At 44.7% G+C, this 14,638-nt stretch carries 17 protein-coding genes; 15 read left to right on the forward strand and 2 right to left on the reverse strand.

Annotated features, from left to right (window positions below; all coding sequences use genetic code 11):
- Positions 1 to 55: 55 nt before the first annotated feature.
- The 5 genes from JaK3_RS04080 to JaK3_RS04100 all read left to right on the forward strand — a co-directional run bounded on the left by JaK3_RS04080 (position 56) and on the right by JaK3_RS04100 (position 4,657).
- Positions 56 to 1,078, forward strand: a complete 1,023-nt coding sequence (locus JaK3_RS04080) for a substrate-binding domain-containing protein (RefSeq protein WP_068321017.1) — start codon at positions 56 to 58, stop codon at positions 1,076 to 1,078.
- A 39-nt stretch (positions 1,079 to 1,117) separates the two neighbouring features.
- The gene (gene modA / locus JaK3_RS04085) at positions 1,118 to 1,873 is read left to right on the forward strand and encodes a molybdate ABC transporter substrate-binding protein (RefSeq protein WP_068321018.1); all 756 of its coding nucleotides are present in this window, start codon (positions 1,118 to 1,120) and stop codon (positions 1,871 to 1,873) included.
- A 159-nt stretch (positions 1,874 to 2,032) separates the two neighbouring features.
- A complete protein-coding gene (locus JaK3_RS04090) occupies positions 2,033 to 2,278 on the forward strand; it encodes a FeoA family protein (RefSeq protein ID WP_068321020.1) in 246 nt (81 codons plus the stop codon).
- On the forward strand, positions 2,271 to 4,184 hold the full coding sequence (gene feoB / locus JaK3_RS04095) for a ferrous iron transport protein B (RefSeq protein ID WP_068321022.1): 1,914 nt from the start codon (positions 2,271 to 2,273) through the stop codon (positions 4,182 to 4,184). Before JaK3_RS04090 ends, feoB begins: the two co-directional genes overlap by 8 nt.
- A gap of 77 nt (positions 4,185 to 4,261) precedes the next feature.
- Positions 4,262 to 4,657 (forward strand): c-type cytochrome, encoded by a 396-nt coding sequence (locus tag JaK3_RS04100; RefSeq protein ID WP_068321024.1) that lies wholly within the window; start codon positions 4,262 to 4,264, stop codon positions 4,655 to 4,657.
- A gap of 46 nt (positions 4,658 to 4,703) precedes the next feature.
- Here JaK3_RS04100 and JaK3_RS04105 read toward each other — a convergent pair whose 3' ends face one another.
- Positions 4,704 to 5,705, reverse strand: a complete 1,002-nt coding sequence (locus JaK3_RS04105; protein WP_068321025.1) for a Bug family tripartite tricarboxylate transporter substrate binding protein — start codon at positions 5,703 to 5,705, stop codon at positions 4,704 to 4,706.
- 106 nt (positions 5,706 to 5,811) lie between these two features.
- Between JaK3_RS04105 and JaK3_RS04110 the strand changes: the two genes are divergently transcribed.
- From JaK3_RS04110 to JaK3_RS04120, 3 genes are read left to right on the forward strand one after another with little or no spacing between them, the layout of a single operon-like run.
- Positions 5,812 to 6,093: a SemiSWEET transporter gene (locus JaK3_RS04110; protein ID WP_068321027.1), complete on the forward strand. Its 282-nt coding sequence runs from the start codon at positions 5,812 to 5,814 to the stop codon at positions 6,091 to 6,093.
- A gap of 35 nt (positions 6,094 to 6,128) precedes the next feature.
- On the forward strand, positions 6,129 to 6,821 hold the full coding sequence (locus tag JaK3_RS04115) for a fumarylacetoacetate hydrolase family protein (RefSeq protein ID WP_068321029.1): 693 nt from the start codon (positions 6,129 to 6,131) through the stop codon (positions 6,819 to 6,821).
- Positions 6,822 to 6,841: 20 nt separating this feature from the next.
- On the forward strand, positions 6,842 to 7,894 hold the full coding sequence (locus JaK3_RS04120) for an alpha/beta fold hydrolase (protein ID WP_082786364.1): 1,053 nt from the start codon (positions 6,842 to 6,844) through the stop codon (positions 7,892 to 7,894).
- 19 nt (positions 7,895 to 7,913) lie between these two features.
- On the opposite strand, the gene JaK3_RS04125 is transcribed toward JaK3_RS04120, so the two are convergent.
- On the reverse strand, positions 7,914 to 8,693 hold the full coding sequence (locus JaK3_RS04125; protein ID WP_068321032.1) for an enoyl-CoA hydratase/isomerase family protein: 780 nt from the start codon (positions 8,691 to 8,693) through the stop codon (positions 7,914 to 7,916).
- A gap of 116 nt (positions 8,694 to 8,809) precedes the next feature.
- Between JaK3_RS04125 and JaK3_RS10840 the strand changes: the two genes are divergently transcribed.
- The 7 genes from JaK3_RS10840 (at position 8,810) to JaK3_RS04155 (ending at position 14,605) form a co-directional block, all read left to right on the forward strand.
- Positions 8,810 to 8,962, forward strand: a complete 153-nt coding sequence (locus JaK3_RS10840; protein ID WP_240480881.1) for a DUF5993 family protein — start codon at positions 8,810 to 8,812, stop codon at positions 8,960 to 8,962.
- Positions 8,963 to 8,968: 6 nt separating this feature from the next.
- A complete protein-coding gene (locus tag JaK3_RS04130) occupies positions 8,969 to 9,532 on the forward strand; it encodes a disulfide bond formation protein B (protein WP_082786365.1) in 564 nt (187 codons plus the stop codon).
- Between the two features lie 34 nt (positions 9,533 to 9,566).
- On the forward strand, positions 9,567 to 10,565 hold the full coding sequence (locus JaK3_RS04135; RefSeq protein WP_068321034.1) for a Bug family tripartite tricarboxylate transporter substrate binding protein: 999 nt from the start codon (positions 9,567 to 9,569) through the stop codon (positions 10,563 to 10,565).
- 103 nt (positions 10,566 to 10,668) lie between these two features.
- Positions 10,669 to 12,528 carry a COG3014 family protein gene (locus tag JaK3_RS04140; RefSeq protein ID WP_240480882.1) on the forward strand — a complete coding sequence of 620 codons (1,860 nt, stop codon included), beginning with the start codon at positions 10,669 to 10,671 and terminating at the stop codon, positions 12,526 to 12,528.
- A gap of 11 nt (positions 12,529 to 12,539) precedes the next feature.
- The gene (locus tag JaK3_RS04145) at positions 12,540 to 12,896 is read left to right on the forward strand and encodes a YcfL family putative periplasmic lipoprotein (RefSeq protein ID WP_068321038.1); all 357 of its coding nucleotides are present in this window, start codon (positions 12,540 to 12,542) and stop codon (positions 12,894 to 12,896) included.
- A 34-nt stretch (positions 12,897 to 12,930) separates the two neighbouring features.
- Positions 12,931 to 13,521 carry a penicillin-binding protein activator LpoB gene (gene lpoB / locus JaK3_RS04150; protein WP_068321042.1) on the forward strand — a complete coding sequence of 197 codons (591 nt, stop codon included), beginning with the start codon at positions 12,931 to 12,933 and terminating at the stop codon, positions 13,519 to 13,521.
- A gap of 28 nt (positions 13,522 to 13,549) precedes the next feature.
- Complete coding sequence (locus JaK3_RS04155) at positions 13,550 to 14,605, forward strand: hypothetical protein (protein ID WP_068321052.1); 1,056 nt, start codon at positions 13,550 to 13,552, stop codon at positions 14,603 to 14,605.
- The last annotated feature ends 33 nt before the right edge of the window (positions 14,606 to 14,638 follow it).

The raw sequence follows: 14,638 nt of genomic DNA on the forward strand, positions 1-14,638 counted from the left end.
TTAAAAGAATATGATCGCATACATTAATACTTAATGAATATGCAAATAATTACATATGCAAATTGAAGTCCGCCCCACGTTGATTGTTAATACCAAGGTTGATGGCAGGGCTTCTGTCGATCTGATTTGGCTCTCTCAGCTGCTGAAAGATATCGGCCAGGGGAGCTCCCTAGTAGTTGCTAGTAAAAAATCAGGCACTTCCTATAGAGGAGCGTGGGGCAAGCTCAATCAAGTCGAAGCTGAATTAGGTATGCCACTAATTATTCGGACCAAGGGCCATGGTTCCGAGTTGACTGAATTTGGAAATTTTTTAATTCAGTTTATTGAAGATATGCAGGCTGAGCACTTAAAGCATGATGCTCAGTATCACGATAGATTATTAAAAGAAATTAAGAAAATACAAAAGTCAGAAAGCGTGCGCTGGAAATTTTTCTCCAGTAGTGATTCAGTTATTCAAAAGGCAGCTGGAGAAATTCAGGGTCTTGAGCTCAAAATTGCGGGTTCAGGCGAATCTCTAGAGAGACTCCTCAGTAACGAAGCGCATATTGCTGGCTACCACGTCTCTGATCAAGATAACTCAAAAGCAATTTATCAGCGCTTATCAAAAAACAATATTGAAATCTATCCTGTGATGAAGCGTATTCAAGGCTTGATAGTGAAAAAGGGAAATCCACTGCGTATTCGTACGATTGAGGATCTGATTGGCAAAAAAGTTCGCTTCATTAATCGCCAAATTGGCTCCGGGACGCGTTTACTGTTGGATAACCTATTGATGGAGGAGGAAATCGATCCCTCAGACATTAACGGCTATCTCCATGAGGAATTTACCCATTCAGCCGTAGCCAATGCGATCCTTGCAGGTAAGGCCGATGTAGGCTTAGGGGTGAAGAATATTGCCCTAGAAAACGGTCTGGGATTTGTACCTCTCAAGGATGAGATTTTCTTTGTGGCTATGCATAAGGAGATGGCTGCTCAGCCAGCATCTTCTAAGCTGATACGCAAGATTCGAAGTGCCTCCGGTGAAACACCGGGGTATAAAGCGGTCAGCCTCAATAGGCAAATTCAGGATTGGTTATAGTTTTCTAAAGACCAATGAATCCACTAGAATGGATTCGACATGACCAAGCGGATCTTTATCTTCCTCGCTGTATCTTTTGCCCTTACCGGTAGTGTATTCGCACAGGTTGCCACTATTGCTGTTGCGGCCAACATGAAAGATGCTTTTGCGGAGATTGCCGCTGAATTTAAATCTACTGGTAAGCCTGAGATGAGAGTGGTTTATGGCTCATCCGGTAATTTCGCTGCGCAAATTATGAATGGAGCACCTTTCGGCTTATTTATTGCGGCTGATGAGCAGTTTCCACTTGAGCTCTTCAAAAATGGCAAGACAGTGGATGATGGTTCGATTTACGCCATTGGTAAGTTAGTCATCATCACCAAAACATCGTCTGGCATTTATTTGTCGGATAGTAAGTCAGACATTGCCAAGGCAATCAGTAAGGCCAATAAGGTAGCGATTGCTAAGCCTGAAATTGCACCCTACGGCAGAGCAGCTGTTCAGTATTTAAAAGCAGAAGGTCTGTGGGATCTTGCAAAAGACAAGCTTGTTTATGCCGACAATATTGGATCCGCCACTACGTATGTAGCTAGTGGGGCCGCTGATCTTGGCTTTACTGCATTTTCATTAGCAAAGTCGCCGGAGCTTCTAAGGCAAACGAGTTATGTTGCGGTAGATACAAAAATGTATGAGCCTATTAAGCAGCGTATGGTGCTGATAAAAGGCGCACCTCAAGAGGCGCAGGACCTGTACCGTTTTATGCAGGGACCTAAAGCAAAAGTCATCTTGCAAAAATATGGTTACAGCACACCTTAGCCACTGAAGGGCGTATTAATCCCCCCACCATTTGTTCTGGATCAAGCCTTAGGCGCCTCAAAAGAGGCATTATTGCCAGATAGTCAGCCCTTTAAACGAATGATATTCATTCTCATTTGTCGCTATAATGGGCTTTAAACAAGCTAAAAAGCATATTTAATGAATTTAGACCAAGTCGACTTAGGCAGTCTTTATCGCGTTACTGAGGTGGACGTGCCCAAAGGTGCGCCCCAAATTAAAGGGCAATTGGAAGATATTGGCTTTTTACCTGGTGAGCAAGTCACTGTATTGCGTAAAGGTTTGCTTGGTAAGGGTCCGTATATGGTTCGCGTAGGCGCTTCAACTTTTGCCTTACGCCAATCGGAAGCACGCATGATTTTGGTCGAATCTTTGCAGCATGTCTGAATCCAAAGTCCACTTTTTTCCTAGTGAGCCACTCGTAGCGCTTTTGGGCAATCCCAATTGTGGCAAAACAGCGCTATTTAATTTATTGACTGGTAGTCGCCAAAAGGTGGCTAATTATTCTGGCGTTACTGTTGAGCGTAAAGAAGGACGTCTGACACTAGACTCAGAAAAAAATATTCGTGTTCTCGATTTGCCGGGTGCATATAGCCTTTATCCAAGATCACTTGATGAGCGGGTAACTTGCAATGTATTACTTGGTAGGGCGGAAGGTGAGAAGCGTCCTGATTTGGTGATCTGCGTATTAAGCGCAATTAATTTACGTCGTAACTTACGCTTGGTGTTAGCTGCAAAGCGCCTTGGCTTGCCTTGTGTCGTAGTGCTCAACATGCTCGATATCGCCAAGCGTCAAGGCTTGCAAATAGATACTGCTGCGCTATCAAATGAGCTGGGCCTGCCTGTGCTCACCAGTATTGGCATTCAATCCAATGGTGCTGATGAGATTAAACAGTTTCTGTCCAATCTAGACTGGCGCAACTTAGATAGTTTGCGCACTGGAACAAGTGACGCTACTTTGGAGAATGTAGCTTCTCATATTGCGCATACCGAATCAGACAATGTTCAAGTACAAAAAATTCTGCAAAACCTGAAGTTAGATCGCATCATTCCCGATCAGTTAAGTGATCGCCTAGATGCAGTATTGCTTCACCCAGTTCTTGGCCCCATTATTTTGGTGGTCTTACTCTTTTGCATTTTCCAGGCGGTTTTTAGTTGGGCAACTGTGCCGATGGATCTCATTAAGGATGCAGTTGAATACCTTGGTGGCCATATTGCTGAGTTACTACCCAATGGTTGGTTGCGTAGTTTATTGATCAACGGAATTTTGGCTGGCTTAGGTGGCGTGGTGATCTTCTTGCCGCAGATTCTGATTTTGTTCTTCTTTATTCTGTTGCTTGAAGAATCTGGCTATCTTCCAAGAGCCGCGTATCTCTTGGATAGGGTGATGGGATCGGTTGGTCTTTCCGGTAGATCTTTTATTCCGCTGCTTTCTAGCTTTGCTTGTGCAATCCCCGGAATCATGGCCACGAGAAGCATCTCGAATTCGCGTGATCGTATGGTGACTATTCTGATTGCGCCGATGATGACGTGTTCTGCACGTTTACCGGTATATGCCTTACTAATCTCAGCGTTTATTCCAGAGCAAAAGCTCTGGGCCGGCATTGATTTGCAAGGCTTAGTTTTGTTTTTGCTCTACCTTGCTGGAATCTTGGGCGCGATGGCAGTTGCCTGGATTCTGAAGCGCTTTACGAGTGAGCAATTTAAGATGAACGCACTGATGATGGAGTTACCTGGCTATCACATGCCACGCTTAAGTAACTTGGCGATCAGCTTATGGCAACGCGCAGAAATATTCTTACGTCGAGTCGGCGGCATTATTTTGGTAATGACAATTGGTTTGTGGGTGCTGTCTAGTTTCCCATTGCCTCCAGAAGGTGCAACAGGGTCACCTATTCAATACAGCTTTGCTGGGATGTTAGGCCAAGCCTTAGCTTATGTGTTCTCGCCAATTGGGTTTAACTGGCAAATCAGTATTGCCCTGGTTCCTGGTATGGCAGCGCGTGAGGTTGTGGTGAGCTCTTTGGCAACGGTATACGCATTGTCCAGCTCAAGTGCGGACGCTGCAGATGCTTTGATTCCCTTGATTTCTAGCGGCTGGTCCCTTGCTACTGCACTTTCTTTATTGGCTTGGTTTGTATTTGCCCCTCAATGCCTATCTACAATTGCAGCAGTCAAGCGAGAGACGGGGGGTTGGAAGATTCCCGTCATTATGTTGAGCTATCTTTTTGGATTGGCCTATATTGCTGCATTTATCACCTATCAGATTGCTAGCGCCCTCGGCCTAGCCTGATTGTTTTATTGGGTGTAGGCAGATCTCTGCAATTTGAGATACATTCTTAGTCATCCATTTACTAAGAGGGTGCCCTGATGCGCTTAAAGTCCTTTATCTTTATCTTGTCTTGTTTATTTGGCGCTACGTTTTCACAAATTGCTAACGCGCAATCTGGCGAGAGCACTTATAAACAAGTCTGCGCTAATTGCCACGGTACGGGCGTTTTGAATGCCCCTAAATTTGGTGACAAGGCTAAGTGGGCGCCTTTAATTGCCGAGGGGCAAGTAGAGCTCACTGCTCATGCCTACTATGGCGTTCGATCCATGCCTCCTAAAGGCGGCAATCCTAATCTCAGCATTCAAGGCTTTGCGGATGCTTTGGTCTATATGGTGAATAACTCAGGTGGCAATTGGAAATCACCTGACGCTAAAACAATTGCCGCTATCAATAAAGAAGTTGAAGCGCGTAAAGCCGGTACAAAAAAGCATTAATTAATCACCAACACTCTTAGTAGAGTGTTGGTGGATTCGAACAGCATCAGTCGGCTTTGATGTTGGCATCTTTCACTACTTTTGCCCACATTGCTAATTCTCTGTGAATGCGTTTCGCAGAGTCGGCGGGTGATAAGTAATTCACATACACGCCAGCAGCTAACATACGCTCTTGAACTTCAGGGCGCTGTAGGATCACTTTAATGTCTTCGCTGAGCTTATCAATAATCGGCTTAGGGGTTCCCGCTGGTGCCAAAATTCCAAACATACTGACTACATCGAAATTAGGTAAGCCAGTAGCTTCGGTGATTGTTGGCACATCTGGTAATTGGCTAATCCGTTTAGAGGTTGTTACCGCTAAGGCTCTTAGTTGGCCAGACTGAATAAATTGCAAGGCTGCCGGTACGGTCTCAGACATTGTCAGTACTTGTCCACCAACTAGGTCGGTCATCGCAGGGCCGCTACCCTTGTAAGGTACATGCAATAAATCTAAACCAAGCTGATTGCGAAACATTTCCATTGCAAGGCGTTGTGGGGCGCCAGCACCAGATGAAGCAAAGGTAAGTTTACCTGGATTCGCTTTTGCATAGGCAATGAACTCTTTCATATTCTTAACTGGTACCGAAGGGTTCACTACAAATACGAGCGGCACCACACCCACCACATCCACGGGTGTGAAATCCTTTTCCAAGTTGTATTTGATTTTGTCTTTATCTAAATTGGCATTGATGGAGTGCGATGTGAGGGCGCCCATCAGAAGGGTGTAGCCATCCGCGGGTGACTTAGCCACCATATCAGCTCCAATATTGCCGCTATCGCCTGCGCGATTGTCTGGAATCACTTGCTGGTTAAGTGACTTGGACAATTCTTGTGCCATGATGCGGCCAATGACGTCAGTTGCCCCTCCTGGTGGATAGGGGATAACCAACTTAATAGGCTTTTCAGGATAGTTTTTGATTGCCGCGCTATTGCTTTGAGCAAGGAGTGGGCTGCTGATCAGGCTGCTGCACAGGAGTAGGCCTAGGCCATTAATAATTTGTTGTCTCATTTTGTATTTTTAATGTTGGGTTGAGTTAGGATTTTCCATTATGAACGCATATCAAATTCATGCGCTGCGTCAATGATTTGCAAATTTCCCTAATTACAATGCCTAAATGACCCTAGAGCCCCATCAAATTGAGATTATTGGTTATTGCGCTGCATTCTTAACCACGATTGCCTTTCTGCCTCAGGCGATTCGCTCTTGGCGTACTAAGGATCTTTCGGGTATTTCGCTAGGGATGTATTCCTTGTTTACAGTTGGCGTGGGCTTGTGGCTCATCTATGGTCTCATTATTGAGAAGTGGCCCCTGATCATGGCAAATGCATTGACCTTTGCCTTGGCTCTCAGTATCTTGTTATTGAAATTGCGCCATACTTCTACTCATCAGAAATAAAACACTCATTTAGCAAAATTCATAGAAAGGTTTTTATGTGCTCAGCATTTGTGATTGATCCCCCAGCAGTAGTTTCCTTGCCAGTTACGGGTGATACTCGTCGCTTTGCAGTCAATCGCATTTATTGTGTTGGCCGTAACTATGCTGATCACGCTCGTGAGATGGGTCATGATCCCGATCGTGAGCCGCCATTCTTTTTTATGAAGCCCGCTAATTCCATTGTGACTGATGGTAAAGATATGGCTTATCCCGCGCTATCAAATGATGTTCATCACGAAATTGAAATGGTTGTAGCGATTGGCAAGGGTGGTGCGAATATCTCCGCTGATAAAGCACTTGAGCATGTATATGGTTATGGCGTTGGTTTGGATATGACTAGGCGCGATCTTCAAGGCGAGGCAAAGAAGATGGGTCGTCCATGGGACACCGGTAAGGCGTTCGATCAGTCTGCGCCTTGTGGTGAGATTACTCCAGCTAGCCAGTGTGGGCATCCAGCTAAAGGTTTAGTCAAACTATTAGTGAATGGCGAAGTTCGTCAAGAAGGCGATCTCAACCAACTGATCTGGAACGTACCCGATACGATTGCTTATCTTTCCACTCTATTTACTTTGGAGCCAGGAGACCTCATTTTCTCGGGCACGCCAGCAGGGGTTGGTCCTGTGAAAAAAGGTGATGTGCTCGAAGGTAGTGTTGCAGGCTTACCTAATTTAAAGACAAAAGTTATCTAAATAAATAAGAGGTTTGCTAGATGAATATTTTGCTTAAGAAAATAGGGTTCGTATTTTTAGCGGGCGCACTGTCTCTACTTCTTATTTCTTGCGCCCATAATGAGCAAGCCAGCAAACCTACTCCTCCAGCTAGCCTCTATGCTGATGCAGCCCCTTTAGATTTGCGCTTAAGTAAGTGGCCATACCCTTACCCCGTAAAAGAATTTAAGACTTCGCTGCAAGGGCAGCCAGCTAGCATGATGTATATGGATGTTGCTGGTTTGGGCAAGCAAAAGGGCGTGGTAGTTTTGTTCCATGGCAAGAACTTTTCTAGCGACTATTGGGCACCGACAATTGCTGGGCTATCTAAAGCGGGTTACCGGGTAATTGCGCCAGATCAGATTGGCTTTGGCAAGTCCTCCAAGCCTGATGTGGCTTACCACTTCGATGATTTAGCTGCCAATACTCAGGCTCTATTAAAGTCTCTCAATATCCAGCGAGTTTCAGTCATCGCTAACTCAATGGGTGGAATGGTTGGCGTTCGTTTTGCACGTCTATATCCTCAAACAGTGCAAAAGTTGGTCCTAGAGAATCCGCTGGGCCTTGAGGATTACAGCAAAGATATTCCTCCACAGAAGAATGAAGATCTTCTTAAGTTAGAAATGGCGCAAACAGAAACTAGCTACCGTCGTTTTCTGCAAACCTATTTTCCAGTTTGGCAGCCTAGTTACGAAAAATTTGTAGAGGTATATGTACGAGTACAAAAAGGCCCAGATTATCCAGCTTATGCAAAGACTTCTGTGTTGACCTATCAGATGATTGCAGAAAAACCAGTGGTGAATGACTTGCCGCAACTGAAGATGCCGGTGTTGTTGGTTATTGGCCAAAAGGATCGCACCGTATTTGGACGTCGCTTTGCACCGCCAGAAGCTGTTAAGTCTTTGGGTAACTTTCCGGAGTTAGGAAAAAAAGCGCAGGCAGCTATTCCAAATGCAAAACTAGTGCCAATTGAGAATGTCGGTCACGTACCTCATGTTGAGGTACCGGATCAGTTTGTGAAAATCGTAGTGGAGTTTTTAAACTCTAAGAGCTAAGTCAGCAGCTCTTTAGATCTTACTTACCAATCCACTGGGGTGGGCGACCCTCTAAGAAGGCGTTTACTCCCTCTCTGAAGTCTTTGCTGTTGTAGGTTTCACGCATAAGGTCTGTGCAATCAGGCAGATTGCTTTGGAGTAGACGCGCCAATGCCATCTTGCTTGCCTTTTGCGTGATCGGCGCAAGCGATGCCAGTTTTTGTGCCAGCGCAGTTGTTGCCGCATCTATTTCTGATGCATCTATTGTTTGATACAGAAAACCTGACTCCAATAATTCTGGCGCCTTAATCAGTTCTGCAGTCATTAGCATTTTCTTCACGGTAGGTACGCCAAGGTGAGTAGCGAGCCAGGACAGATTGCTTGGTGATAGACAGTTACCCAAGGTCTTGGCTACTGGTATACCAAAACGCGCTTCGGGTGTAGAAATTCGAAAGTCACAAGCGGTTGCCATTAAAAGTCCGCTACCCACTGCCAATCCTTCAATCATGGCAATCGTTGGCATAGGTAGTTGTTGTAAAGAGGCAAAGATGTGATCGACAGCTACCTCATAAGCCTCATTCTCTTTGAGATCAACAAACTGTTGAATATCGCTTCCCGAAACAAATGCTTTGTCTCCCGCTCCCCGAAAAATAACTACGCGAATATCGGTGTTTTTTGCCAGTGAGTCGCAAATCTGTTTTAGCTCTTCATACATGGGCCAAGTAAGGGCATTACGGGCTGCGGGATTATTAAAGATAACTCGCGCAATTTTTCCGTCGATATGTAAATCCAAGCAGGGTGGGGTGGAGTTGACAGTCATAGGCTTATTCTAATCAAAGGCAAGTCTCTTAAATCGAGAAAAGACCATTTCCCAAGCCCTGTAATAGAGTTTTTATCCATATGTAGACCCTCCTGCGCTAGAATTCCTCTATGTATATGTTCCTGCCTTTCCTGACAGCTTTTATCGGACTTGTATTGGTCTGGTTTGAGAAACGCCTTGCAGGCCTAATACTTTTGGCAATTACTATTGGAATCCTGTTGGTTTGGTTCCGTTTTCATGCAAGTAGCCATCTCAACATTAGTCTGTAATTCATTATGAGCAGACATTCTTTTCCTTCATTAGCCGCGTTGGGTAATCAACTTGCGCTGCTAGCTGTTGTTGGCATGCTGGCCTATGCATTTGTAGATCAAATCTATTTTGGTGAGTTGCCTTGCCCACTATGCTTAATGCAACGTATTGGATTTGTGGTTATTGGTTTTGCATTGGTCTTAAATATTCGTTGTGGTGCGCATTCTTCTCATTACGGCTGGGGCATTATTGGTGGCCTAGTGGGGATGATGGTTTCATTGCGCCAGGTATTCTTACATATTTTGCCGGGCGATCAAGGCTTCGGTAAAACCTTTTTAGAATTGCATTTCTATACTTGGGCTTATGTTGGCTACACCGGTTTATTGCTAGGTTTGGCAGTGTTGTTAATGTTGCCTAATCGCGATGTGCGTTCACGTTCTTGGTTCGCAAATACTTTAGTTATTCTTTTCATTTTGTTGGTATTCGGAAATCTTGTTTCCACTTTGCTGGAATGCGGTATTGGCCCTTGCGCCGATGATCCCGTGAAGTACGAGGGTTGGCTGTGGCTTCGCACTCGCCTCGGCTTTTAACTTAGACCCCGGTCTAGTTCTACAGTCATCGAATATGCGTTTTCATAAGTCTTTTAAGCATGCCTTACTTTTCTGTCTAGCGTTGCTATTGACTGTCAGTGCTCATGGGCAATCTAAATCAGCAGTAAAGTCTGCTTGGCCTAAGCAATCAATTCGGATTATTGTCACCTTTACTCCAGGCGGCGCACCAGATATCTTGGCCCGCGTACTCGCTGAAAATTGGCAGCAAAGCTTAGGGGTTCCAGTGCTAGTTGAAAACAAACCTGGTTATGGCGGCAATATTGGTGCTGACCTAGTTGCGAAGAGTGAGCCCGATGGATATACCTTGCTCATCGGTACTGTTGGTATTCATGCGATTAATGGCGCTCTTTATGAAAAGCTTTCTTATGATCCCGTAAAAGATTTCACACCGATTAGTTTTTTGGCTAGTACACCCAACGTACTTGTTGTAAATAAAAAATTAGGCGTGAATAATCTTCATGAGTTAATTGAGTTGGCAAAAGCAAAGCCAGATCAATTGACTTTTGGTTCATCAGGTGTCGGCACTTCACTACATATGTCAGGTGAGTTATTTAAAGAAATGGCTGGCGTTCAAATTCGTCACATTCCTTATAAGGGTCGCGCCCAATCATTGCCAGATTTATTAAGCGGCCGTATCTCTATGCTATTTGACAACCTTTCATCCTCTTTGACTCTGATTAAGGCCGGGGAAGTGCAGGCTCTAGGAGTAACCACGCTCAAGCGTTCTCATGCTGCCCCAGAAATTCCTACTCTGGCTGAGCAGGGATTGACCGGGTTTGAAGCGGTTTCCTGGTTTTCTTTGATGGCACCAGCGAATTTGCCTCCACATATTCAAAAGCAACTCAATCAAATGGTGCGTCATACCTTGAGTAATTCCGAGGTTAAATCCCGTCTTTTAGCTGGTGGCCTAGACCCAGCGCCTGGCAGCTCCAAGGACCTTTCCAGGCTAATTGCTTCGGAAGCCGCTAAATGGGGTAGGGTAGTGCAGCAATCTGGCGCAAAATTAGAGTAATAAGCTCTTTTTATGTCAGCTTCAAGCTGTTTTCAGGCGTTAAATGGATGACAGTTTAATAAAGGCATTATCGTTTTTCTACTCTATTCACCAACCTATCAATTTGCTTAAATTTTCAGCATTAGACTTTTCTAAATTCGGTATCGCGCTGACAGTCACTTTCTTGGTTGGCTGCGCAACGCAGACTCAGCAATTGAAGATGAATGAATCTAAGGAGCCGTTCAAAAACGGAGACTTGCAGAACACTGCGGCTGTCATTCAGAGTGCATTCAAAGATAAAAATACCCTCTACTATATGGAGATGGGTGAGGTGCAGCGCTTACAGGGTCCTTCTCAGATCCCAAGTAGCACACAAAACCTATTGGCAGCCGACCAATTGGTAAGTCGTTGGGAGCTAACGACTAGTGACAAATTGAGACGCTCTTTTTCAGGGGCTAGCTCCTATGTTTTGTCTGAAGGTTTTAGTAGTGAGTACGACCCCAAGCCTTATGAAGTGACTTTGTTAAGTCAGACCTTAGCTTTAAATCATCTCTCACAAGGTCGTTGGGATGACGCCATGGTAGAGGCGAAAAAGATGGCTCAGCGCGAGAAGGTGATTGAAGAGCTTATTCAAAGCAAGGTCACTGCAGTATCTAAAGTAGAGCGTGATCAACAAGCCAATCCAAATACTCAAGCCGCTACCAGTCGCATTGAAAACATCAGCGGCTATCCAATTAATTTATTGGATGATGAAGAAACGCGTAGCCTCAAGAACTCTTATCAAAATCCAGCAGCGTATTACTTGTCAGGCTTTATTCATGAGTCACAAGGTGAAGCTAGTTTGGCTGCTCCAGGATATCGCCTTGCAATTGAGTTGCGCCCACAAGTTAATTTCTTTAAAACCAGTATTGCTAAGTTAGATTCAAATATTGCTAATCGCAGTAAAAAATCTTTTGCTGATACCTTGATCGTGATTGATACAGGGTATATGCCTAAAATTATTCCTTATCAAATTAGCCAAACATTTAATATCGGTGGCAATTCAAAGCTCATCACCTTAACTTTCCCTGTGATTGAAAAATCTACTGAGCGTTTTAGACCTTCATTGATTCAGTTAGGTGATAGGGTAGCTAACCCTGAGTTGGTTGCGAATATTGATGCCATGGCTCGCAAGAACTTACGTGATGAGATGCCGGCTTATGTCTTAAGAGCTTCTTCAAGAGCGTTAGTATCACTGACTGCGCAATATGCAGCAGATCGTGCCGCTCAACAAGCCGCCAATCAGCGCAATCAGAATAACCAAAACAATGGCACTGCCGCTCTTATTGGGGCTATTGCCGGAATGATCACAGGATATGGTTTGCAAGCCATCAATGTGACCGATGTGCGCCACTGGTCAACATTACCAGCTCAAACGTATATGGCCAGAATGGGATTGCCAATTGGCCCCACCGTTCTTAAATACACTTTGCCATCTGGTGTAACAGCGTCACAAACAGTCAATTTGGTTGGTGGGTATAACGTGGTCTACATTCGGATGTTCAGAAATAAAGCTACAGTGCTCACCTCAAATGATCCCGCAGCTCTGCCACCCAAACCAACTGATCCTGCTGCCGTCATAAACACTGCTACTCCACTTCCAGTTACAACCTCAGTTGTTGCTACCACCGCTCCTATGCCTGCATTAATAGAATCTAATCCACCCGAAGGTACCTTTGCTGGATTCAAAAAGTTGCTGGGTGGCTTTCAGGACCCAAAACCTGAGGAGTCAGCACCAGAGTTGCCGGCGCCTACCGTAAGTAAAGCAACTGTTTCTTCGCCTGCTGTAGCTCAGCCGTCGACGCCAACTCCAGCACCAGCATCAAACCCCAATCCCACCTCGGCTCCCGCTCCTTCTGAGACCCCCGCAAGCAGTAATATAGAAGGGGTGAGGCCGTATGAGCCACCCAATCTGCTAAACAGCTTTCAGCAGCTTTTTAATTAGGAAAGACCTCGATGAATAAGTACCTTGCCATTCTTCTGATTGCACTTGCACTAGCGGCTTGTAGCTCAACACCATCCATGAAGGATATGACAGTACGAATGGGTGACACGGATAGCATTCAAATTACCGATATGCGAAGTCTGGTGCGCAATGGCGTATTAACTGCACAAGTGACGATTTTGAATGAGAGTAAATCCAATCTCGTTTCTTATCGCTTCAAATGGCTTGGTAAAAACGGTATGGCAGTGACGGATGAAGAAGCATGGAAACCTGTGACAGTTGGCAAAGGTCAGACGACCGTTATTATGGGTATAGCCCCAACGCCAGATGCTACTGACTTTCGTTTTGAGTTAAACCAATACAAATAAAACACCTTATTGAAGATATTAGGACTGATTGAAAATGACTATGAATACCAAAACTATCCATTTATCCGCCATTGTTTTATCTGTAGCTGCTCTAGCTGCTTGCTCAGGACCACAAGTGCGTTACGGCGATGCCAAAGCTGTTGAGACAGTCAATGCAAATTATGGATCTACTGATCTGCAGATGATTGCCGAGGCAATGACAAGATCATTGCTACAGTCCAAAGCAATCTCTGGAAGCAAGGATGCTCCAATTGTGACCTTGGCAGACGTGAAGAATAAGACTTCTGAATATATTGATACGCGCGTGATTACCGATAAGATCCGCACGCAATTGATGAAGAGTGGTCAAGTACGTTTTGCCGTTAGTGTCTCTGAAATGCAAAATCAAACAGAAGAGCTAAAGCGCCAGAATCAGTCAGGCCTTTATAAGAACAGCACAATTGCCAAAACTGGCAATATGCAAGGCGCTCAATACCGTATTGAGGGATCGATTGCTTCTATTGTGAAGAATACGAAGGATGTAAAAGATGTTTATTACGTCTTTAATCTGAATCTCATTAATAACGAATCTGGTCTGCTTGAGTGGGCTGATGAAAAAGAGATTCGTAAGACTGCAACGCGCTAATGCATCACACAATACAGTAGAGGATTGAATGTTATTAAATAAAAGTACCTTATTGGCTTGTGCAAGTGTTGGCCTAGTCTTCTTGGCTGGCTGCGCTACTAAGCCGCCTGCTCCAAGTGCGGAATCGGCGATCATTGGTCAAAGGCCCGCTGATCCACCTAAGAATCCAGTCATTAATGCCGAGGCTCTTAAAGCTGATTCGAAATCTATTGCTGTGACGGATATCTACTTCAAAAGAGAAGGCAAGAACTTAACCTTTATTGAAGAAACCAGAACAACTACCGGTAATAGCATCTCCTCAACTATTGTGCCAAAGACAATTGAAGTAGATGCCGATAAAGCAAATGCCTCTGCTATTACGGGCGGCGTAAATTCATCTGCGTTTCCAGTGAAGTTCACAGACCTGTCTGATCCAAAGTCTACAAGTCCTGGCACAGGTGCACCTCCAGCCCCAGTGGTCGATGCTGCGACACCAGGCTCAAGCTCATCGAGTGCAAGCACCCAAAGCATGAAGAAGTCTGGCTATCAAAGCAATAGTGAGTATGGCGAATTGCGTTACTTGGCTAACCCTATTCGTGGTTTGTTAATTAAGTCTGGCTATAAAGTAGTGCAAGCTAAGGCTACGGTAGCTACGCCCAATCAAGGGGACGAGTTCTTTGATATCGTTAAACGTATTAAGGCAGGTGATTTTGGTGATGCGGACTATGTGCTGTATGGCGTATTAGCTGAAATTTCCAGCACAGATAATGTGGCAGATATCCCGGGTACAAAATCTACCTCACAACAGGTAACACTTGAAGTAACAGTGGACTTCAATATTGTTGACACCAAGACCTCCCAAATCGTTGCCTCATTTGTCGCTTCAGGAGAAGGCAAGGACGTTCAGATCGACGGCAGAGATACTGGTCACAAACCAAGTAACGCAAAGCTAATGAAGTTAGCTTCTTTGGATTTGGCGGAAGATGTCCGCAAGCATTTGGCTGATCAAAACTTTATTACCAATAACCCTGGATCTCCAGGGCAGCAGCGTAATCTAAAGAGACGTTTAGATGATGATGCTTCTACTTTAAAGGTTTATAAGTAACAGAGCAGAAACGTAAAAGGCGTAAGCCTTTTA

This window comes from Polynucleobacter yangtzensis (genome assembly GCF_001595965.1).
Classification (GTDB): Bacteria; Pseudomonadota; Gammaproteobacteria; order Burkholderiales; family Burkholderiaceae; genus Polynucleobacter; species Polynucleobacter yangtzensis.